Source organism: Kosakonia sp. YIM B13588 (assembly GCF_042788165.1).
In the GTDB taxonomy this organism is placed as follows: Bacteria; Pseudomonadota; Gammaproteobacteria; order Enterobacterales; family Enterobacteriaceae; genus Kosakonia; species Kosakonia sacchari.
The window spans coordinates 60,712-79,749 of sequence record NZ_JBHZPO010000019.1 but is presented as its reverse complement, the minus strand read 5'-3'; the positions used below and the strand labels follow the sequence as shown (position 1 = coordinate 79,749).

The following is a 19,038-nucleotide window of genomic DNA, read 5'->3' as shown; positions in this document are numbered from 1 at the left end:
TGGCGGAATGGAAAATGTGAAGGTAAACAAACCGACATTACTAACTGACGGTTGTATCTAATACCGGGGGCAGGTCACTGGGCTCAAACGTTTGAGGCGTGGGAAGCGCAATAAAAAAGGCCGCCTTAGCGACCTTGCAATGGAAAAACGGGACTGACTAGAGGAGTTTAATTTTTACGTCATAACCTTCGAGACCCGTCATTGATTCGCGACCAACAAACTGGATTTCAGAGACTTCTTTTCCTGTTTTTTTTCGTAATTCTGAAATCTTCTTAGCTATCAGTGCAGAGATCTCTTCTTCTGCCTTTTGTATCAGAGCGTCATCTTTCATCTGTACCTCTTCTGGTATGTCTACTATTCCCACTTGCAAGCAAGGTGACAAGTGTTGATTAACTGTCCACAACCATAACTCTTTATAAACTATAGACTATCTACCTGACAGGCGCTTGATGGAGTGACCTGCTCCCCGTTTCTTAAATGCTGCAATTGCGTAGCTTTGTCATAGACGCCACCCCAACTAAGATTCATCTTAAATGACGATGGTAAACTCAGGCCTAAAATGCTCTGCGCACAGTGCAAACAATACTCTGGCATTTCACAACTGGAAGTTAAAAATGAAGATTCACATTGTAACTCTGATAGCTAGCGCATTATTGCTTCAAGGATGTTCAGCTTTTGACAAACATCATGGTGTTAATTGGGGTGATGGAACATGCCCGGCCCCGGCTGCGAGCGAAATTGATAAAGGTCACCTAAAGATTGAGGATGGTAAAACACTCAAATGCCAGATCAGACCTTACGTCAGTAACATGGCTTGCCAGGGTATAACTGACAAAGTCAATACAGATGGGGTGATATGCCAGAATGGCCTGGGGGCAAACATATTATTCATCTTCGACAGCAACGGCGTGCTTAAAAGTCATAAAAGGTTCTAATCAGCTGAGCTTGCAGGATACCCCATATGACAATCCTTCATCTTTTATAGGATGAAGGATTTCTAACTTAAGCACCCCTAACGCACATGCACCCCAATCCTGCCCTGTTCTGACAACTCATCTCGATTCTGTCTTTGCGTGTCGACACCTCGCGTTTTCTTAATACCTGCCGCTCACGCTTGTTGTTAGGTAATTGTGTGTAACAGTTAAATCTCCTCACTGTGGCTCCTACCCACACCAGGAGATAGCTCAGGGATGAGTGCGTCAAGAAGATAAAAATAGCTGAAAAGACCAGCATTATTCCTGTTGCTCTTATTTAGAAGACATTTTTTCATTATCAAGCCCACCCGCAGATGAGAGCCTGGATGACTACTTGCGGCATCGCTCAATCTTCACATGACCATAGCGAATGCGACGTTTTACTTCGCCGTTCATCACAACAACGCGCCCATTGTCATCACATACGATATCCACCACCTCACCTAAGATGTCGTCGGCGGTCTGACAGCGTTTGACTTCTTCACCGTTGAGATAGACGGTTATACGTTCACAGCCGGGAATGATTCGCTCTCCCGGATCATCGTCAAGCACGGTTATTCACATAATACTTACCTTTTAGATGTGAGCCTGTCGCATGGGACAGCCGCCCGAGAAAACAGCTTTCCCCAGGCTCACGACTGAAAGACTCTCGATTGTTTAGCGCATGCGAAGCGCCATAAAAAAAGCCACCAGCAGATGCCAGTGGCTTGATGTAAGTACATATAATCTGCTTAATACAGCCTCAGTCAAATCGAGCGATCAGACCTTATCGGCAAAAGATTTCATAATTTCTATTGCGTAAGTTCTAATGTCGTGATCATCAATTATATTGTGTTTATGAGCACTATTCAAAATCACATGATTTGCATTTTTTACAAGATTATCAACGTCAATATTGGACTCTTTCACTGCTGATAACAAAGCAATTAAAGCCTGTTCAAGCGCAATTTCTCTCTTGTTATTACTCGCCATTATGGATCACCTCTAAGATGGAGATTCGACACTATCACATGCACTCACTGAATACCTGCTGGAATGCCGTCATAATCTTTCTTCTGCCGTTAATAAAAGTTTTTTGGCTTAATCTTTCCGCTTACGCTTGTTGAAATGGTTTTATAGGCCACACTTGATTCGGCTCTTAAAGGATGCTCGCCCAGACCCAGGGAACGACTCACGGATGAGTCATCACCTTCAGCGGGATCTGAGGGAAACTGAAAATAAGAACCGATGCTGTACCTCAATATTGCCTTCGCTTAGAAGGCTTTTTTTATAATCTCAGAAATGAACAATCTCACGTTATTTCAAAATCTTGTTTGCAGCATCGACGATTTCATGAGAAGTAAGCTCTCTGTCGGATGCAACGCAGAACTCACTGTGATCACCTGTTATGGAATGTATACCCGCATACTGAATTTTCAGATGTGCCACTTCGCCGTTTGGGTATTCGCGAATTATCGTTTCCTCTCCAGCTTTGACTTTTTGCACCATGACAGGCTGGGAGTTAAAGAACACCAGAACATTTTTCATAGACATCCCTAATGTTGAGAAAAGGCCACAATAAGTGGCCTTTGATTAGTATCAGCTTGAAGTCAGAATAGTGGCTCGCAGGAGCCACCCGGGCGATACATGTTTTCTGATCCACTAATAACCGCTGCCTTTCTGGTGTAGGCAAGGCTGCGGTGGATTGAGTCTATAGAGTTTTAAAGTTTTAGCATTGCAAAGAGCAAGAAGATGGCAATTATGCTGAAAGCTTTTATTTTCAACTAAGATAAAACTGTTTTAGCAGTTTTAATCACTACAAGCCCTACAGGTTTGTCCCCCTCACAGCGGCAACTTTTCAGTTGTTGCTAGCTGCCCGGTTTACTTTTTGGCATTTTCACCCGAAGTGTTTTGAGGCTGTTGCTCGATATCCCGAATACCAGCAAAGTTGTTATTGCCCTGCTCGATGGTGGCGAGCAGAGGCCTAATCCAAAGCACCGCCTGGCAATACGTTAACCCGCGGGTGGCAGTGGCACTAACATCGGCTGTGTCAGGCTGGCCGGGATCGGCGTGCATTGCGCTGGCACGTAAACGGTACGCGTATTCGAGCAACCCGCGAGCAATGTCAGCAGGAACAGGCAGATCACAGGTTTTCTCACGGCGAAGAATCTCCCGGTATTCAATAACGGTTTTTTCGGCATCACCAGCTACCACGGCGTTAGCACTGGCAGCCAGTTGCGCCACCTGGTTAAACCGGTTCACGTTAAATGCCTGCGTGGCAATCACCTGCCCCTGCAGCGCGTTGTCACTCTTTAGGACGCGGTTATCGCTTTCGGCTGTAGACAGGTCAGCTTTTGCAAATGCCAGCAGAACTACCAGAACGGCAATTACTACTACCGCTGAAAGTGAAGCTATAGCGGTCAGCCGGTTCATCATGCACCACCCAGGAACAATTCACGCTCAGCAGCGCGCCGACGTGAAAGGCCAGCCAGCACCTGCCCGCCAGCTTTGTTCCAGCGTAAGAACTCATCGGCAGCGCCGCGGTAATCCCCTGCGTTAAGCTTTTTCAGCAGCGTTGATGTGGAAAGCGCCCGGGTGCCAAGGTTGTAGGCAAAGGAAACCAGCGCATCGAACTGGCCCTGCGTCAGTTTCACTTTCACCAGCTTCGATACGTCGCTCTCGTAGCTCACCAGCCCTGTACGCAACAAACGTTCTGCCGTTTCTTCTTTGATGGTCATCCCGGCGCGGATTGGTTTCCCGTCCACCGGCTGCGTCCAGCCATAGCCGATCGTCCATACGCCAACGCTGTCCTGATATGCCGTCAGCCGCAGACCTTCAAACTGTTTGATGAGTGCAATGCCCTTATCGCTGATCTGCATTATTCTGGCCTCAGTACGTGAAAAATCCGGGCTACGTTACCGCGCGCCGCGAATACAGCAGCGCAGATGATGAGATTCATCAGCACGGTCGCCCAGTGGGCATGGAAATAGAAGTTGAACATGAAACGGAATGGCACCGTGGCATAAGCCAGGATGATCAGATAAGCCAGCCATGACGCCCACCAGTTGTGTCGCTCGCCGGGCTTACGAAACATCATCAGGCGCAAAACGATAGCGGTACTGGTCACCACGTTGGTCAGTACCAGCGGATCACTTGTTACCATTTGTCCCTCCCCGCCACCTTTGCAGCAGCGACAGGGGATCCTGCTCGCTAAAGAAGGTAAGCGTCTTAATCGCCACCGCGGAAAGCAAAACCGCGCCGAGCGCATCAAGCGGTTTATCACTGTAATGGGTGATGCTTGCCAGCATTGAACCCACCAGCCCGGAGCCATACACGCCGGCGAAGTAAGAAACGATGAAGTAGGCCGAACGGCGGAGAATCGTCAGATCGGCAGCCGTGGCGACATAGAACACGGCACCAGCGAACGCACCGAACACAACGCCGTAATCGGTGCCGGTTAACAAGCCATACAAACTGGCACCGGTTAAAGCGCTTGCCGCCGCTGCGGAACCGGAAACAGGTTCGGACATTTAGCCCCCTCGTATATGCTGTGAGTCCTCTCAGAATGAGGGGAATAAAAAAGGCTGCCCGTAGGCAGCCAAATTGCGGAACCCGATTAAACGGGCCTTTATGTTCTGTTACCTTCCGTAATCAATACTTCTGATACTTCAGCAACCGTCTGATTGAATCGCTCTGTTTCAAGTTCAACCCCGATCGCGCGACGGCCAAGTTTCACCGCTTCTTTGACCGTAGAGCCTGAGCCCATAAAGAAGTCAGCGACCAAATCACCCGGGCGACTACTGGCGTTGATAATGTCCCTGAGCATGTCCGCAGGTTTTTCACACGGATGTTTGCCAGGGTAGAACTGCACCGGCTTGTAGGTCCATACGTCCGTATACGGAACCGCCGCGGTGACAGCAAAGGGACGCCGTAGCGATTTGTATTCTTCCAGTAGCTCGCAGTATTTACGGTTAAGCGAATGGTACGTGACCACCAGCTGATGGTGTGGCTGAACCAGCTCGCTCCGCTGTTGCTGCGCTGCCGCTATGCGCGTGAACAGCGCCTGCAACTTCTGGTAATCAGCTTCGCCCGGCAGTTGCCACTGGCTCGCACCGAACCAGTGCGAAACCATATTCTTCTTGCTGGTGGCGTCTGCAATTTCCTTTGCCGTCACGCCAAGTGATTCGCGGGCGCTCCGGAAATACTCAATCAGGGGAGCCATCAGGCTTTGCTTTAGCTCAGTCCCTTTCTGCTCATATCCATCATCTTTAGGCCGGTACGGCCCAAGATAATGTTCGGCGAAAAGAACCCGCTCGGTCGCCGGGAAGTAAGCCCGCAGGCTCTCTTTATTGCAGCCGTTCCACCTTCCGGACGGCTTTGCCCAGATGATGTGATTCAGCACACTGAACCGGCGGCACATCATCAGTTCGATATCTGCCGCAAGCCTGTGGCTGCAAAACAGATAGATGCTGCCGGATGGTTTGAGGACTCGCCAGAACTGCGCCAGGCAGCCATCGAGCCACTTTAAATAATCCTCGTCGCCTTTCCACTGATTGTCCCAGCCATTCGGCTTTACCTTGAAGTAAGGTGGATCGGTAACAATCAGGTCAATTGAGTTATCAGGAAGGGTTGCGATGTAATGCAGGCAGTCAGCGTTGATTAAATCAACACTGTTTAAATTTACAGTATTTTTCATGGATCAGTCAGCGGGACTCTGATAGGCTCACTATGCTTTTGCGCTAAAGCAGTGGGCCCTGGTTCGCTTGTGACCTCAAACATGAGCGAATGGCTGGCCGGGTGCTACAACACCCACCAGCCGCCCATTTCCACAAAAAGGAAACCCCGCCGAAGCGAGGTCATAAAATCGTTTTAAGTTCGTGTCCAAGTGACCACTCTTAACAGCTTACGGAAGTTTTTGCGTACGCGTTAGTTATTTTGTATTGTCATAAGAACTATCTTAAAAAACAGATAAAGAAAGAATATCTATACAAGGAGTTTTCAGATGTTTAAATGCCCTGAATGCGACTACGAGCACAAAAATGTTGTTGAAAAATGTGAAAACTGCGGCTACGAAATTGAAATAGAAAAGATTCTCACTTATGAATTTGCTCCAGTTTCGGCCTTAACTGCCCAGCTAGAAAAAAATGAAAATCGAAAGCTTGAATCAAAAGTTGGTCGGTTATGGAATTTAAACAATGAAGTTTCAAACTCATTCATTACAAAGTTAGAATCCAAATTCAGGAACAAAAATAAATTTCATAACTTCCTTACTAAGGACGACCTACCAACATCCATACCAACAATACTGAGAAAATATATAGATAAAAAAATAAATTTTAAAAAACTTGTTGAAGCAGTCTTACAAAAAATAAAATATGAAGTCGGCAGTGACGGGAGAAAACTATCAGGAGTTACCGAAAACAATATAATTTTTATTCACTATAAAACCACCCACGATGAGGATGATTTAGGAAGACTTCTAATTGTAATGGTTGACAAAAAAGGTGGATTTGATTTTGAAAAAGTAGTACTTACGCCTAAACAGCTATCTCCTATCGATACAGATGCATTACGCCAAGCAGCATTATTCGACTTAACGTTATTTGAATTAAGCTATCCTAAAAATGATAGTGAATCTTATGTAAGATTCATTCAAGGTAAGTCAAAAAGCGATTTTTTCAAAGATGCGTTAGGATGTAAAAAGGATGTAGATAACGCACGAAGTATTAATGAATTATTCAACGCTTTTTACAAATTTTCAGAGGCCAATTCAATCTCCATACCACTTAGGGATAAAATCGAAGAAGATATCAGAGAGTATCTTGATAGCAAATCCAGAGATAAAAATGACAAGTCAGTAACACTGCGAACCATTCAAAAAAGAATTGATAAACACTTGCCAGATGAGCATAAATCAAAAGGGCAGTTTTTGACTTTTGTAAATACAAACGAATATAAAATTGATGACATATTCGAACCTACAAATTTCTCTGCTGAAAACGCTACATCTTATAAATTTTCCGATCAAAATAAAAACTTTATATGCAAAGTAAGAAAAACGGCTATTGGTAGCCAAAATTCGACAAAACCTGTTAAACTTGATATAGAAAACAGGTGTCTAATCTTTCCATTAAATGATACCGATTTTACAGAATTAAAAGGTTTGGTCGAGGAATAAAATTATGGATAAAGAATCGCCATTTAACATTCTGGTGGACTTATTAAAAACTAGTAAGCTATCAGATGAGGATGGCTATTTACGCGCTGAATTGTCTCAAAACCGCAATGTTACTGATGTTGAGATATATTCAGCATTAGAAAAATGTGGCCATAAAAAAACCACTAACTGCATAATCGATAACGTTTTATATGTTAACAGGTCCTCACATACATGGAAAGATGGGTATTGCCCTATTTTTATGGATACCGTTCAGTTTTGGAAGCAAATACAATCCGCTGAAAACTTACCCAACATGTATTTTATTGTTAAGGAGGCCATTTCATCAGTTGATAATGAAGCAGCCTCAGTAATATGGGCATATAATTCATTTTTCATATGGAAACGACTTCTAACACGTATCGCTGATCATTTTCAATCAAATAAAGCCATTGTTTTCATAACAAGTGAAAACTCCGTGACAAAACTAGATATTCCATTAATTGTAAACAACTCAGACTTACAACAACTGGAGCAGCCTAAAAGATGTCATGACGAAATTTTAAAACTTTATTCATTGATTGAAATAAACGACCCTCACAGCAAAGAAAGAGTCGCAGTGTTACGAACAGCTCTGTCTGAGGTAACATCTAGCTCCGACGGAACTGAAAAGTTACTCTTCGAATTGATACAGCGAAGCCCTTTGCTACTTCGTAAATATGATGAACTTTATGATATTTACACTAGAAGATTCTCTGTAAACAAATTACTTAACGAGTTGGACGAAAAAAGCTTAGAGTTCACGAGCAAAATAAACGAATATATTTCATCCAGTCAGAACAAGGCACTAACGATCCCTGGCGCCTTAATTGCCATTGGAGCACTTGTTAAATCAGGTGGAATTCTAGAATCAGCGATAATTTTTTTAGGCTTATGGATAATAATGTCCGTAACTAAAACAGCCAATGATATTTATCGAGAATCTTTTGATTCATTAGATAGTAGACTAAATACAGCATTCAAAAAATATCTCAAATTCGATGAAGGAAAAGAGGTAAGAGACAATGCGACTCAAATTGAGGCTGAATTAAGAAGTCAGATCAAAAATGCAAAAGCCAGATTAAGTAACATTGATAAATGGGCTTTATTTATGCTGGTAGGTGGTGCCATTTTTCTAATAATCTCTATTTATAATAACATCAATATCAGTCTTCCCTTTGATTTTCAAAAACAACTGAAGCACTACGTTGGATTTATCTATCAATTAGCCAGCATTAAATATGCTGGCTAATAAATCAATTAATAGCGCAAATCACGCCTTCTATAAATCCTAAAGCTTTTTCTAATTCTTTTCTAATCGTGCCGTCCGAGCATTTTCGTTTTTTAGCAATGGAGCGCAACGATATCCCAACGATAAAGTGAGCAATAATCAACTCGTATTCTTCAGGTTTAAATTTACGCAGTCGGGCTACACAACCATCAATCATGATCCCTTCATCATCGTCACATTGAAGGCGGAACTTTTTTCCATGTGGCAAAAGCCCTTTAAAACCTGCTGCTATTGGTTGCCAATCGACGCCACTGTTATCTGATGCTGCCCAAGCACCCCACATATCCATTAACCCCTTGATTCTGTGGTTTTGCTTAAGCAGCTGATGGCTTACCTTTAACCGGAGAGTCTTCAGAAACTTGAAAACGGTTCGGGTACAAGATGTGCAGCTCACTGATTTCGCCTTTAAAAAAAAGCGCGAGGCGTTCAGCCAGCTCAACAGATGGGACCTGTTCACATCTTTCAATGCGACTCAAAGTAGCGGGGTCGACTTGTACGCCAGTTGCAACATGCAAAAGAGTCATACCATGCGACTTACGCAATTTTCTTAACGGTGATTGCATAATCCCTCCTTAATTTGCGTATTACGCATGTTATTGTATGAAAGCAAATTGCGCAAGTTGCTTTGCATGAGACGCAAAAACAACTTGTAATGAGCGCATGAATATAGGAACTCGCATACGACAACTTCGCCTAGCGAAGAATATGAAAATCGCAGAGCTTGCTGAGTCTGTTGGGGTTGATGCTGCCAACATTTCCCGGCTTGAAACGGGAAAACAAAAGCAGTTCTCAGAACAAGCACTTAATAAACTTGCTCAGGCTTTGAGCGTAAGTGTTTCAGACCTATTTACCTCCTCTGAAAATCAGTCTACTGTATGTATAAACAGTAAAGGAAACACATCGATTATCAAGGATATTGATGTGTTTAGAGTCGAGGTACTTGATGTGAGTGCAAGCGCCGGATCAGGACATATCCAAGGTAGTGATGTGATAGATGTCATTCATGCTATCGAATACAGCAGCGATCAGGCTCTTTCTATGTTCGGCGGAAGGACATCTTCTGGAGTTAAAGTCATTAACGTTCGCGGGGACAGCATGGCTTCAACCATTGAACCTGGCGATCTCATATTCGTGGATGTAAACATCAATGAATTTGATGGTGATGGCATATATGTATTTGGATTTGATGGAAAAGTTTACGTAAAAAGACTGCAAATGATTCCAGACCAGCTCTTGGTAATTTCCGATAACCCTAAATACAGGGAGTGGAGTATCAATAAGGAAAATGAGCATCGTTTTTACGTTTACGGAAAAGTTTTAATCAGCCAGTCACAGTCCTTCAAGCGCCACGGTTAAGCCTTCACATTAGAACGAGCCTCATTACGAGGCTCTTTTTTCATTCCCAAGTTTGCGAATTACGCATTTTACACTTGCGTTAAACGCAATTTATGTTTATCTTCATTTTGTCGACGTATGGCACATGCGCCGTTAGCGGTCCGGTGGGTTCCCTTGACAGTATCCCTAACCCAAGCGGGTAGCCGGAATGTGCAAGCCAGACCCGTACTTCGGCCTGAGCGATGAACCATCGTGGCGATTCGGTGTGACCACCGGGAAGAGTCCGGCAAAACGCAGCGGCTAAAAGTGTGCTCTCGGATAGCTAAGGATTTCGATAACGGTGTGGCGGGCCTGCTCGACGCTCTCAGTGTAACCGGGGATTTCGACGGGAGCCTCCTTGATGAAATCCACAGCATCATCGGTGCTGATGGTGCCGTCGGAAATAAGAGCCGAGATCAGCGCAACGGTAAATTCAGACCGTGCGACGAGGTTAACAACATTTTTCTCAGCTACTGCCTGCGCCTCTTTCAGGCGGGCAATTTCAATAGTAAGTTGATTGATTTGTTGCTGCAGCGCCTTGTCCATGTTCGAAGCCTATCTGGTTGTGTGAGAACACCAGGATACCACCGAGCCTGATGTGGTGAAAAGACAGGCACACAACATGAAAGCGCACTACTTCTCTTATCAGTTATGGGTGGCAGGTGTGATTAAGCGGGAGTGCGCTTCCAGTTGTGATGTTCGCAAGCGCGATGCAGCGCCGGCCGACGCAAAGACCCGGAAATCGGCTGAGTAGCAGCAATTGGCTACCAATACCTAAAACAGAGCGGCGGGAAGTAAGCGGGAGTAGCGCCCCGGTGTCACAACATTACAACCATGTGAGGAAGTCGCTGCGCTGTCCTTTATGGACATCAGCACCGGAAGGCAACCGGGAACTATAAAAATGCCAACTGGTAGTTATTTGGCGGCGTCGGATCTTTCCCGTGAGGGCGCCGCAACTTTTTCGCATAACTGTAAGCGCGTTCCGGCCTCATCCCCTGAGTGTCCGGTCGTTAATGCAAACCCCTTCCGGAGCGCGCTTTCAGTTATGTGGAGATACCACAGGCGGTTGCAGCCGCCCGCTTCACTAAGCGCCCTGCACCGGGCGTTTATTTAAGTGAACTGTCATCAATTATCGCCACCCGGCGAGGGATTCGTGCATCCAAAAATCGCGCGTTGCAGCGCGCAAAGGAGATACAACGCAATGAGACAAGAACTGGCATCAATGACCATTATCGAGCTGGTGAGGACCGCCAACAGCTACGCCACCAGCATTAAGCAGACCGGAGTTTATTCGGATCTGATTAAAGAACTGTCTTCTCGCCTTGAGGCGTTGAACCTCGCATACATTGCCCAAGTTCGCGCACAGTCAGCAACATCAGCCGAAGCGAGGGAGACACGAGCATCACCGGCCATCATGCCGCTGCCAGTGGAGCGTGACCAATACGGCTACTGGACTCACCCTGCATACAACGATTTCTGCGATGGTCGCGAACATATTCCGACCACTGAATTTAACGCATGGATGAAAGCTAACGGGCTGGAATGGACTGTCGTTTATCGCGACGAGGAAGAGATTGATTCGACTGTCGATGGTTACGACATTTCGAAGTGGCAACCAGAAGCGCCTTCTGGTGAGGGCTGGTTTGTTGGTTCCATTCACGATACGGAAGATGGCGCTGTTTGCATCTGGCTTCGCAATAAATCCGCACCATCGCCTGAAGCTGCTGCTATCGCCCGTCAGTTTGAGCAGATGAAGGAGATGCATGATGGTGGCTGAAATCATCGATCAGGCCAACGAACTGGTAGAGCAGAACATCAGCCAGGCCATTCAGCGCATGCGTATCGACCGAAACGCTATATCAGCGGAGCAATGTAGCGAGTGCGGGGAAGATATCCCTACACAACGCCGTGCTGCTGTTCCCGGCTGCCAGACATGCGCAGAGTGTCAGGGAATTATCGAATTAAAGCGCAGGCAAAGGGGGATGTGATGCCCAGCAAACTAAAACTGCGGCGACAACGTAGGCTGCGTGAAGATGTCGCATGGTGGCGCGCTGAGGCAATAGACTGCAAAGCGCGGCTGCTGGAACTGGCAAAACTACTAGAGGAAGCCAAGCGCCAGCGAGTTCCGATGCCGGTGCTGGTTACCGCCAGGATTATTAAACAGATGGCTCCGGCCACCAGCGAGCCTGAAATTTGTTTGAAATGTAACGACGGTGCCAGGCTTGGCTGCTCGTCATGTGCGTACAGATTGAAATAGCCGGTTGCAGCCGGTATGGAGATACCTGGATGAATGAAAAATCTTACGTTGTCCCCAATGAATGGGTGACTGAGCAAAAGCTCACTGAAATTACTGGCCTGCGCCACGGCACAATAGAGGTGGCACGTAAGAAGTCATGGCTTCTTGGTCGTGAATACCTGCATGTCGCTCCTGATGGAGATCCGAAGCCGAACAGTGAATGTATGTATAACCGCAAGGCTATTGATCAGTGGATTGAAAGCCTCAAAAAGAAACAGCCTGGTGCACGGATATTACAATCCGTTTATTCTTGTCAGGCTCTTGGGCGTCAGGAGGGTGAATGAATAAAACATACCCAACAGGCGTTGAAAACCATGGCGGTTCACTACGCATATGGTTCATCTACGAAGGGAGGAGGGTCAGAGAGAATCTCGGTGTTACCGATACACCAAAGAACAGAAAGATGGCGGGAGAATTGCGGTCGGCAGTTTGCTTTGAAATAAAAACAGGGAGATTTAATTACGCAGCACATTTTCCAAACTCCCCTAACCTTTCAAAGTTTGGCGTTGCAGATCGGCACATAACGCAGATAACAGTGCAGGAAATTGCAGAGCGCTGGCTTGAGTTGAAGAAGGTCGAAATCTGCGCGAATGCACACGGAAGGTATCGGTCAGTGGTGAGAAATATGCTTCCGCGCCTTGGTAAATGCAGGTTGATATCGTCCTTTACGAAGGAGGATATGCTGAACCTCCGGCGCGAACTGCTGACGGGTTATCAGATACTGAAGAAAGGGCATACTAAGCCAGTGAAAGGCCGATCTGTCCCTACGGTCAATTACTATATGGGCGTCGTAAATGGCCTGTTTCAGTTTGCAATTGATGGTGGATATATAAAGGAAAGCCCGTTCAATGGAATGTTGCCACTTAAAAAATCACGTTCTGCGCCTGATCCACTTAGTCGTGATGAATTCGACAGGCTTATTGATGCGCTACGGCATCAGCAGGTCAAAAACATGTGGTCACTGGCCATTTATACGGGGCTGCGACACGGAGAACTGGTGTCTCTTGCCTGGGAGGATATAGACCTCGTTCAGGGGGTTATTACCGTTTCAAGAAATCACACTCTGGCAAACGAGTTTACATTCCCAAAAACTGAAGCTGGTACAGATCGGAAGGTTTTTCTTGTTGATGCCGCCATAGAGATTTTGCGAAATCAGGCTGAAATGACAAGGCTGGGTAAGCAGTACGAAGTTGATGTTATGACGAGAGAGTTTGGAAGGTCGGTCAAGCATAAATGCACGTTTGTGTTCAACCCAAAAATCAGTTCGATAAACGGCAAGTGTGGTCATCACTATTCCGTAAGTTCGATAAATCAGATCTGGGGGGATGCACTAAAAAAAGCGGGACTACGGCACAGGAATGCATACCAGTCCCGACACACTTATGCATGCTGGTCTTTATCTGCCGGAGCTAACCCTAACTTCATAGCCAACCAGATGGGACATGCCGACGCCCAGATGGTTTACAAAGTTTATGGGAAATGGATGGCCGACAACAATCTGGATCAGATCGCAATTCTGAACCAGAAATTGTCAGCGTTTGCCCCACCCATGCCCCAGGCAGTAGGATCCAATCTGTAATACTGTTGTGCAACAGTATCTTAGGTTGGTCACACCTGCATGTTCATGATATCCTGGTATGCAGAAACCAGTTTGTTACGTACCTGAATGCCCATTTGCAACGAAATCGATGATTTCTGCAAATCGGTCATTACGTCGTTCAGCGCTACGCCCGGCTCACCGAGTGTAAATTTTTCCGCCTGAGTACGCGCTGCGTTTTGCGTATCGCTAATGCGATCCAGCGCAGCATGCAGTTGCCCGGCGAAGCTGATAGACGGTTCACTTTCCACGCTCTGATTACGCGCAATCCCGGCAGTTGCCTGCAGCTGACTGACGACGCTTTCAATGCCCTGTATAGCCATGGTAAATCCCCGGATGGTTTGATACCTGACAAGGTTAACAGCTTGTCAATGGGATAATGGCGGTAAATAGCGACAAAAAACCAGGTTATTTGAGGCATAGAAAATTCGGATTCATCAAATAATGACACTGCCAGTTAATGGACATTTGTCGAGTTTGCCGACCCGGGAGTCTGTTTTGTTTCTCAACTCAAATAACAACATCCACCCAGAGTTACGAGGTGCGCAATGAGTGCGACTGCAACAACTGCACCGCAGAATAAATCTCTTGAGTGGCTTAACCGCTTACGCGCGAACCCCAAAATTCCTCTCATGGTGGCCGCTGCAGCAGCGGTTGCCATTGTTGTTGCGATGGTACTGTGGGCAAAAAGCCCGGACTACCGCACGCTTTATAGCAACCTGTCCGATCAGGACGGCGGCGCTATCGTCACCCAATTGACGCAGATGAACGTTCCCTACCGCTTTGCTGACGGTAGCGGTGCTATTGAAGTTCCCGCCGATAAAGTCCAGGAGCTGCGCCTGAAACTGGCTCAGCAGGGTCTGCCGAAAGGCGGCGCTGTGGGTTTTGAACTGCTGGATCAGGAAAAATTCGGTATCAGCCAGTTCAGCGAACAAGTGAACTACCAGCGTGCGCTGGAAGGTGAACTGGCGCGCACCATCGAAGCACTCGGCCCGGTAAAAGGCGCACGCGTTCACCTCGCGATGCCAAAACCGTCGCTGTTCGTGCGCGAGCAGAAAGCCCCTTCCGCATCCGTAACGGTGAATTTACAACCGGGACGCGCGCTGGATGACGGTCAGATCAGCGCCGTGGTACACCTCGTTTCCAGCGCGGTGGCAGGTTTGCCGCCGGGCAACGTTACCGTTGTTGATCAGGGCGGTCGTCTGCTGACCCAGTCCGGCGCTGCCGGTCGTGATCTGAATGATGCACAACTGAAATACACCGCCGACGTTGAAGGTCGTATCCAGCGTCGTATCGAAGCGATCCTTGGGCCTATCGTGGGTAACGGCAACGTTCACGCACAGGTAACGGCGAAACTCGACTTTGCGAATAAAGAGCAGACCGAAGAGCAATACACGCCAAACGGCGGCGATCCGTCGCAGGCTGTGCTGCGTTCACGTCAGGTAAACAGCAGCGAGCAGATTGGCGGCCAGTATCCTGGCGGCGTTCCGGGTGCGCTGTCGAACCAGCCTGCCCCGGCGAATGCTGCACCGATCACCACGCCTGCGGCCAATCAGCAGAACGGTCAGCAGAATCAAAATGCGCAAGGTCAGCAAGGCACGAGCACGGCAAGCACCACCACCGGGCCACGTAACACCACGCATAACGAAACGAATAACTACGAAGTCGACCGTACGATCCGCCACACCAAAATGAATGTCGGCGATATCGAGCGCCTCTCTGTGGCGGTGGTGGTCAACTATCGTTCGCTGCCGGGTGGCAAAACCGCCGCGCTGACAGCCGACCAGATTAAACAGATTGAAGATTTGACTCGCGAAGCGATGGGTTACACCGAAAAACGCGGTGACACCCTGAACGTCGTCAACTCGCCGTTCAACGCAACGGACGATCTCGGTGGTCAGCTCCCGTTCTGGCAGCAGCAGTCGTTTATCGAACAGCTGATGTCCGCAGGCCGCTGGTTGCTGGTGCTCATCGTGGCGTGGCTGCTGTGGCGTAAAGCGGTTCGTCCGCAACTGGTACGCCGCCAGGAAGAGGCGAAAGCCCTGCAGGAAGCGCAACAGACCAGAGCGGAAATCGAAGAATCGGTGGAAGTTCGCCTCAGCAAAGACGAACAGAACCAGCAGCGTCGCTCTAACCAGCGCCTGAGCGCCGAGGTGATGAGCCAGCGTATTCGCGAAATGTCAGATAACGATCCGCGCGTCGTGGCGCTGGTCATTCGCCAGTGGATGAGTAACGAACATGAGCAATAATCTTTCCGGAACGGACAAAAGCGTCATCCTGCTGATGACCATTGGCGAAGATCGCGCGGCTGAGGTGTTCAAACACCTCTCCGCCCGCGAAGTCCAGCACTTGAGTACCGCGATGGCCAGCGTACGTCAGATCTCCAACAAACAGCTGATGGACGTGTTGCAGGAGTTCGAGAACGAAGCGGAACAATTCGCGGCGCTGAACATCAACGCCAACGACTACCTGCGTTCGGTGCTGGTCAAAGCCCTCGGCGAAGAGCGTGCCTCCAGCCTGCTGGAAGATATTCTCGAAACGCGCGATACCACCAGCGGCATCGAAACGCTCAACTTTATGGAGCCGCAGAGCGCCGCCGACCTTATCCGCGACGAACACCCGCAGATCATCGCCACTATCCTTGTGCACCTCAAACGTTCTCAGGCGGCGGATATCCTTGCGCTGTTTGATGAGCGTATGCGCCACGATGTGATGCTGCGTATCGCCACCTTCGGCGGCGTACAGCCTGCCGCACTGGCGGAACTGACCGAAGTGCTGAACAACCTGCTCGACGGCCAGAACCTCAAGCGCAGCAAAATGGGCGGCGTGAGAACCGCGGCGGAAATCATCAACCTGATGAAAACGCAGCAGGAAGAAGCCGTTATTACCGCCGTTCGCGAGTTCGACGGCGAGCTGGCGCAAAAAATTATCGACGAGATGTTCCTGTTCGAAAACCTGGTGGATGTGGACGACCGCAGCATCCAGCGCCTGCTGCAGGAAGTGGATTCCGAATCCCTGCTGGTTGCCCTCAAAGGCGCCGAGCCGCCGTTGCGCGAGAAGTTCCTGCGCAACATGTCGCAGCGTGCGGCAGATATCCTGCGCGACGACCTGGCCAACCGTGGGCCGGTGCGTCTGTCTCAGGTGGAAAACGAACAGAAAGCCATCCTGCTCATTGTTCGCCGTCTGGCGGAGACCGGCGAGATGGTAATTGGCAGCGGCGAGGATACCTATGTCTAATGAATTGCCGTGGAAAGTCTGGAAGCCGGACGATTTGGCCCTCCCGCTGGCCGCCGAGTTCGCTCCCCTGCTAACGAGAGAGTCTTCGTCAGCAGTTGAAGAGGACGGCGAAGAAGACGAGATATCCCAGGAGCAAAAGCTGCAACAGCAGCTGGCGCAGATCCAGATGCAGGCGCATGACGCCGGATATAACGCCGGTCTGGCGGAAGGCCGCAAAGCGGGTCACGACGTCGGCTACCAGGAAGGTCTGGCGCAGGGGCGCGAAGATGGCCTGAACCAGGCGCGCCAGCAACAGGCGCCGATACATGCGCGTATGCAACAACTGGTCAGCGAATTCCAGTACACACTGGATGCGCTGGATAGTGTTATCGCCTCACGTCTGATGCAGATGGCGCTGGAAGCCGCGCGTCAGGTGTTAGGCCAGGTGCCGGTTGTTGATAACAGCGCGCTGATTAAGCAGATCCAGCATTTAATTCAGCAGGAACCGCTGTTCAGCGGGAAACCGCAATTGCGCGTGCATCCGGACGATTTGCAGCGCGTGGAAGAGATGCTTGGCGCAACTCTCAGTCTGCACGGCTGGCGTTTGCGTGGCGACCCGACCCTCCATCCGGGCGGGTGCAAAGTGTCCGCCGATGAAGGCGATCTCGACGCCAGCGTAGCAACACGCTGGCAGGAACTGTGCCGTCTGGCGGCGCCGGGAGTAGTTTAATGACCGCACGTTTGACCCGCTGGCTAACGACGCTGGATAACTTTGAAGTCAAGATGGCGCAACTGCCCTCTGTGCGCCGTTATGGTCGACTGACCCGCGCGACAGGGCTGGTGCTGGAAGCTACCGGCCTGCAACTGCCGCTGGGCGCGACCTGCATTATTGAGCGTCAGGACGGTGTCGAAACACGCGAAGTCGAATGCGAAGTGGTTGGCTTCAACGGCCAGCGCCTGTTTTTGATGCCGCTGGAAGAAGTCGAAGGTATTTTGCCTGGCGCGCGCGTCTATGCCCGCAGCGTGTTAGGTGATGGTTTGCAAAGCGGTAAACAACTGCCGCTCGGCCCTGCCCTGCTTGGCCGCGTGCTGGATGGCGGCGGCAAGCCGCTCGATGGCCTGCCCGCACCTGAAACCGGTGAAACCGGGGCGCTGGTCACGCAGCCGTTTAACCCTTTACAACGTACGGCGATTGAGCATGTGCTCGATACCGGCGTACGCGCCATTAACGCGCTGCTGACCGTCGGTCGTGGTCAGCGTATGGGCCTGTTCGCCGGTTCCGGCGTCGGTAAAAGCGTGTTGTTAGGCATGATGGCCCGTTATACCCAGGCCGACGTTATCGTCGTCGGGCTGATTGGTGAACGTGGCCGCGAAGTAAAAGATTTTATCGAGAACATCCTTGGCGCAGAAGGTCGCGCACGTTCGGTGGTGATTGCCGCCCCGGCAGACGTTTCTCCTTTATTGCGTATGCAGGGCGCTGCGTACGCGACGCGCATTGCTGAAGATTTCCGCGACCGCGGTCAGCATGTGCTTCTGATCATGGACTCCCTGACGCGTTATGCCATGGCGCAGCGTGAAATCGCGCTGGCAATTGGCGAACCGCCAGCGACGAAAGGTTATCCCCCTTCTGTCTTCGCCAAATTACCGGCGCTGGTGGAACGTGCGGGGAACGGTATCCACGGCGGTGGTTCGATCACCGCGTTTTATACCGTTCTGACCGAAGGGGATGACCAGCAAGATCCGATCGCTGACTCCGCACGAGCCATTCTTGATGGGCACATTGTCTTGTCTCGCCGCCTGGCGGAAGCCGGTCACTACCCGGCCATTGACATTGAAGCCTCCATCAGCCGTGCGATGACAGCGTTAATTACGGAACAACATTACGCCAGAGTCCGGAACTTTAAACAGTTGCTGTCGAGCTTCCAACGTAACCGCGATCTGGTCAGCGTTGGCGCATATGCGCGCGGTAGCGACCCAATGCTGGATAAAGCCATCGCATTGTGGCCACACCTGGAAGCCTTCCTGCAGCAAGGCATTTTTGAACGTGCCGGGTGGGAAGATTCAATACAGGCATTAGAGCTGATCTTCCCGACAGTCTAAGGTAGTGGAGAGCTG

25 protein-coding genes are annotated in these 19,038 nt (G+C 49.1%); 12 read left to right on the top strand and 13 right to left on the bottom strand.

The features are described from left to right. Positions 1-157: 157 nt before the first annotated feature. The 9 genes from ACFX4U_RS22845 to ACFX4U_RS22805 form a co-directional block, all read right to left on the bottom strand. Positions 158-331, bottom strand: a complete 174-nt coding sequence (locus ACFX4U_RS22845) for a GnsA/GnsB family addiction module toxin (RefSeq protein WP_305736343.1) — start codon at positions 329-331, stop codon at positions 158-160. Between the two features lie 973 nt (positions 332-1,304). Continuing rightward, positions 1,305-1,526: a hypothetical protein gene (locus ACFX4U_RS22840; RefSeq protein ID WP_305736344.1), complete on the bottom strand. Its 222-nt coding sequence runs from the start codon at positions 1,524-1,526 to the stop codon at positions 1,305-1,307. Positions 1,527-1,733: 207 nt separating this feature from the next. Next, complete coding sequence (locus ACFX4U_RS22835; RefSeq protein WP_305736345.1) at positions 1,734-1,946, bottom strand: hypothetical protein; 213 nt, start codon at positions 1,944-1,946, stop codon at positions 1,734-1,736. A gap of 324 nt (positions 1,947-2,270) precedes the next feature. Next, positions 2,271-2,501, bottom strand: coding sequence for a hypothetical protein (locus ACFX4U_RS22830; RefSeq protein ID WP_305736346.1), 231 nt, complete (start codon positions 2,499-2,501; stop codon positions 2,271-2,273). Positions 2,502-2,834: 333 nt separating this feature from the next. Further along, positions 2,835-3,386, bottom strand: a complete 552-nt coding sequence (locus tag ACFX4U_RS22825) for a hypothetical protein (RefSeq protein WP_313510660.1) — start codon at positions 3,384-3,386, stop codon at positions 2,835-2,837. Beyond that, the gene (locus ACFX4U_RS22820; protein ID WP_313510658.1) at positions 3,386-3,835 is read right to left on the bottom strand and encodes a lysozyme; all 450 of its coding nucleotides are present in this window, start codon (positions 3,833-3,835) and stop codon (positions 3,386-3,388) included. Before ACFX4U_RS22820 ends, ACFX4U_RS22825 begins: the two co-directional genes overlap by 1 nt. Then, the gene (locus tag ACFX4U_RS22815; protein WP_349350531.1) at positions 3,832-4,116 is read right to left on the bottom strand and encodes a phage holin family protein; all 285 of its coding nucleotides are present in this window, start codon (positions 4,114-4,116) and stop codon (positions 3,832-3,834) included. Before ACFX4U_RS22815 ends, ACFX4U_RS22820 begins: the two co-directional genes overlap by 4 nt. After that, positions 4,103-4,483, bottom strand: a complete 381-nt coding sequence (locus ACFX4U_RS22810; RefSeq protein ID WP_020454456.1) for a phage holin family protein — start codon at positions 4,481-4,483, stop codon at positions 4,103-4,105. Before ACFX4U_RS22810 ends, ACFX4U_RS22815 begins: the two co-directional genes overlap by 14 nt. A 98-nt stretch (positions 4,484-4,581) precedes the next feature. After that, complete coding sequence (locus ACFX4U_RS22805) at positions 4,582-5,649, bottom strand: site-specific DNA-methyltransferase (protein ID WP_313510725.1); 1,068 nt, start codon at positions 5,647-5,649, stop codon at positions 4,582-4,584. A 306-nt stretch (positions 5,650-5,955) separates the two neighbouring features. On the opposite strand from ACFX4U_RS22805, the gene ACFX4U_RS22800 reads away from it, so the two are divergent. Further along, complete coding sequence (locus ACFX4U_RS22800; RefSeq protein ID WP_313510723.1) at positions 5,956-7,131, top strand: nucleoid-associated protein; 1,176 nt, start codon at positions 5,956-5,958, stop codon at positions 7,129-7,131. A 4-nt stretch (positions 7,132-7,135) separates the two neighbouring features. Continuing rightward, positions 7,136-8,401: a hypothetical protein gene (locus tag ACFX4U_RS22795; protein WP_349350530.1), complete on the top strand. Its 1,266-nt coding sequence runs from the start codon at positions 7,136-7,138 to the stop codon at positions 8,399-8,401. A gap of 4 nt (positions 8,402-8,405) precedes the next feature. Here the strand turns inward: ACFX4U_RS22795 and ACFX4U_RS22790 are convergent, their stop codons facing one another. Then, complete coding sequence (locus ACFX4U_RS22790; protein WP_349350529.1) at positions 8,406-8,729, bottom strand: antiterminator Q family protein; 324 nt, start codon at positions 8,727-8,729, stop codon at positions 8,406-8,408. A 25-nt stretch (positions 8,730-8,754) separates the two neighbouring features. Next, a complete protein-coding gene (locus ACFX4U_RS22785; RefSeq protein WP_160270673.1) occupies positions 8,755-9,003 on the bottom strand; it encodes a helix-turn-helix transcriptional regulator in 249 nt (82 codons plus the stop codon). Between the two features lie 97 nt (positions 9,004-9,100). Between ACFX4U_RS22785 and ACFX4U_RS22780 the strand changes: the two genes are divergently transcribed. Continuing rightward, complete coding sequence (locus ACFX4U_RS22780; RefSeq protein ID WP_313510716.1) at positions 9,101-9,796, top strand: helix-turn-helix transcriptional regulator; 696 nt, start codon at positions 9,101-9,103, stop codon at positions 9,794-9,796. 279 nt (positions 9,797-10,075) lie between these two features. On the opposite strand, the gene ACFX4U_RS22775 is transcribed toward ACFX4U_RS22780, so the two are convergent. Further along, positions 10,076-10,360 carry a hypothetical protein gene (locus ACFX4U_RS22775; RefSeq protein WP_313510714.1) on the bottom strand — a complete coding sequence of 95 codons (285 nt, stop codon included), beginning with the start codon at positions 10,358-10,360 and terminating at the stop codon, positions 10,076-10,078. Positions 10,361-11,228: 868 nt separating this feature from the next. Here ACFX4U_RS22775 and ACFX4U_RS22770 point away from each other — a divergent pair. Genes ACFX4U_RS22770 through ACFX4U_RS22750 form a run of 5 tightly spaced genes read left to right on the top strand, consistent with a single transcriptional unit; the run spans position 11,229 to position 13,689 of the window. Further along, on the top strand, positions 11,229-11,591 hold the full coding sequence (locus ACFX4U_RS22770; protein ID WP_313510730.1) for a hypothetical protein: 363 nt from the start codon (positions 11,229-11,231) through the stop codon (positions 11,589-11,591). Further along, positions 11,581-11,802, top strand: coding sequence for a TraR/DksA C4-type zinc finger protein (locus ACFX4U_RS22765; protein WP_313510728.1), 222 nt, complete (start codon positions 11,581-11,583; stop codon positions 11,800-11,802). Before ACFX4U_RS22770 ends, ACFX4U_RS22765 begins: the two co-directional genes overlap by 11 nt. After that, positions 11,802-12,071 carry a hypothetical protein gene (locus tag ACFX4U_RS22760; RefSeq protein ID WP_313510711.1) on the top strand — a complete coding sequence of 90 codons (270 nt, stop codon included), beginning with the start codon at positions 11,802-11,804 and terminating at the stop codon, positions 12,069-12,071. Before ACFX4U_RS22765 ends, ACFX4U_RS22760 begins: the two co-directional genes overlap by 1 nt. A gap of 29 nt (positions 12,072-12,100) precedes the next feature. After that, positions 12,101-12,394 carry an excisionase family protein gene (gene xisR, locus ACFX4U_RS22755; RefSeq protein ID WP_313510708.1) on the top strand — a complete coding sequence of 98 codons (294 nt, stop codon included), beginning with the start codon at positions 12,101-12,103 and terminating at the stop codon, positions 12,392-12,394. Beyond that, on the top strand, positions 12,391-13,689 hold the full coding sequence (locus ACFX4U_RS22750; protein WP_313510705.1) for a site-specific integrase: 1,299 nt from the start codon (positions 12,391-12,393) through the stop codon (positions 13,687-13,689). The genes xisR and ACFX4U_RS22750 overlap by 4 nt, the downstream gene beginning before the upstream one ends. A 29-nt stretch (positions 13,690-13,718) precedes the next feature. Here the strand turns inward: ACFX4U_RS22750 and fliE are convergent, their stop codons facing one another. Beyond that, entirely contained in the window at positions 13,719-14,030 is a 312-nt protein-coding gene (gene fliE / locus ACFX4U_RS22745) for a flagellar hook-basal body complex protein FliE (protein WP_017458367.1), read from the bottom strand. 225 nt (positions 14,031-14,255) lie between these two features. On the opposite strand from fliE, the gene fliF reads away from it, so the two are divergent. Genes fliF through fliI form a run of 4 tightly spaced genes read left to right on the top strand, consistent with a single transcriptional unit; the run spans position 14,256 to position 19,023 of the window. Further along, positions 14,256-15,956 (top strand): flagellar basal-body MS-ring/collar protein FliF, encoded by a 1,701-nt coding sequence (gene fliF, locus ACFX4U_RS22740; RefSeq protein WP_305735678.1) that lies wholly within the window; start codon positions 14,256-14,258, stop codon positions 15,954-15,956. Then, positions 15,946-16,944 (top strand): flagellar motor switch protein FliG, encoded by a 999-nt coding sequence (gene fliG / locus ACFX4U_RS22735; protein WP_017458369.1) that lies wholly within the window; start codon positions 15,946-15,948, stop codon positions 16,942-16,944. The genes fliF and fliG overlap by 11 nt, the downstream gene beginning before the upstream one ends. Beyond that, positions 16,937-17,653 (top strand): flagellar assembly protein FliH, encoded by a 717-nt coding sequence (gene fliH, locus ACFX4U_RS22730; RefSeq protein ID WP_305735677.1) that lies wholly within the window; start codon positions 16,937-16,939, stop codon positions 17,651-17,653. The genes fliG and fliH overlap by 8 nt, the downstream gene beginning before the upstream one ends. Beyond that, positions 17,653-19,023, top strand: a complete 1,371-nt coding sequence (fliI, locus tag ACFX4U_RS22725; RefSeq protein ID WP_200550586.1) for a flagellar protein export ATPase FliI — start codon at positions 17,653-17,655, stop codon at positions 19,021-19,023. The genes fliH and fliI overlap by 1 nt, the downstream gene beginning before the upstream one ends. Positions 19,024-19,038: the final 15 nt, after the last annotated feature.

Coding starts and splice junctions, on each gene's coding strand:
- fliF (WP_305735678.1), top strand. CDS start 14,256: ATGAGTGCGACTGCAACAACTGCACCGCAGAATAAATCTCTTGAGTGG.
- ACFX4U_RS22790 (WP_349350529.1), bottom strand. CDS start 8,729: ATGGATATGTGGGGTGCTTGGGCAGCATCAGATAACAGTGGCGTCGAT.
- ACFX4U_RS22765 (WP_313510728.1), top strand. CDS start 11,581: ATGGTGGCTGAAATCATCGATCAGGCCAACGAACTGGTAGAGCAGAAC.
- ACFX4U_RS22845 (WP_305736343.1), bottom strand. CDS start 331: ATGAAAGATGACGCTCTGATACAAAAGGCAGAAGAAGAGATCTCTGCA.
- fliG (WP_017458369.1), top strand. CDS start 15,946: ATGAGCAATAATCTTTCCGGAACGGACAAAAGCGTCATCCTGCTGATG.
- ACFX4U_RS22815 (WP_349350531.1), bottom strand. CDS start 4,116: ATGGTAACAAGTGATCCGCTGGTACTGACCAACGTGGTGACCAGTACC.
- ACFX4U_RS22825 (WP_313510660.1), bottom strand. CDS start 3,386: ATGAACCGGCTGACCGCTATAGCTTCACTTTCAGCGGTAGTAGTAATT.
- ACFX4U_RS22780 (WP_313510716.1), top strand. CDS start 9,101: ATGAATATAGGAACTCGCATACGACAACTTCGCCTAGCGAAGAATATG.
- ACFX4U_RS22760 (WP_313510711.1), top strand. CDS start 11,802: ATGCCCAGCAAACTAAAACTGCGGCGACAACGTAGGCTGCGTGAAGAT.
- ACFX4U_RS22750 (WP_313510705.1), top strand. CDS start 12,391: ATGAATAAAACATACCCAACAGGCGTTGAAAACCATGGCGGTTCACTA.
- ACFX4U_RS22830 (WP_305736346.1), bottom strand. CDS start 2,501: ATGAAAAATGTTCTGGTGTTCTTTAACTCCCAGCCTGTCATGGTGCAA.
- fliE (WP_017458367.1), bottom strand. CDS start 14,030: ATGGCTATACAGGGCATTGAAAGCGTCGTCAGTCAGCTGCAGGCAACT.
- ACFX4U_RS22835 (WP_305736345.1), bottom strand. CDS start 1,946: ATGGCGAGTAATAACAAGAGAGAAATTGCGCTTGAACAGGCTTTAATT.
- ACFX4U_RS22785 (WP_160270673.1), bottom strand. CDS start 9,003: ATGCAATCACCGTTAAGAAAATTGCGTAAGTCGCATGGTATGACTCTT.
- ACFX4U_RS22775 (WP_313510714.1), bottom strand. CDS start 10,360: ATGGACAAGGCGCTGCAGCAACAAATCAATCAACTTACTATTGAAATT.
- ACFX4U_RS22800 (WP_313510723.1), top strand. CDS start 5,956: ATGTTTAAATGCCCTGAATGCGACTACGAGCACAAAAATGTTGTTGAA.
- xisR (WP_313510708.1), top strand. CDS start 12,101: ATGAATGAAAAATCTTACGTTGTCCCCAATGAATGGGTGACTGAGCAA.
- ACFX4U_RS22795 (WP_349350530.1), top strand. CDS start 7,136: ATGGATAAAGAATCGCCATTTAACATTCTGGTGGACTTATTAAAAACT.
- ACFX4U_RS22770 (WP_313510730.1), top strand. CDS start 11,229: ATGCCGCTGCCAGTGGAGCGTGACCAATACGGCTACTGGACTCACCCT.
- ACFX4U_RS22805 (WP_313510725.1), bottom strand. CDS start 5,649: ATGAAAAATACTGTAAATTTAAACAGTGTTGATTTAATCAACGCTGAC.
- fliH (WP_305735677.1), top strand. CDS start 16,937: ATGTCTAATGAATTGCCGTGGAAAGTCTGGAAGCCGGACGATTTGGCC.
- ACFX4U_RS22810 (WP_020454456.1), bottom strand. CDS start 4,483: ATGTCCGAACCTGTTTCCGGTTCCGCAGCGGCGGCAAGCGCTTTAACC.
- fliI (WP_200550586.1), top strand. CDS start 17,653: ATGACCGCACGTTTGACCCGCTGGCTAACGACGCTGGATAACTTTGAA.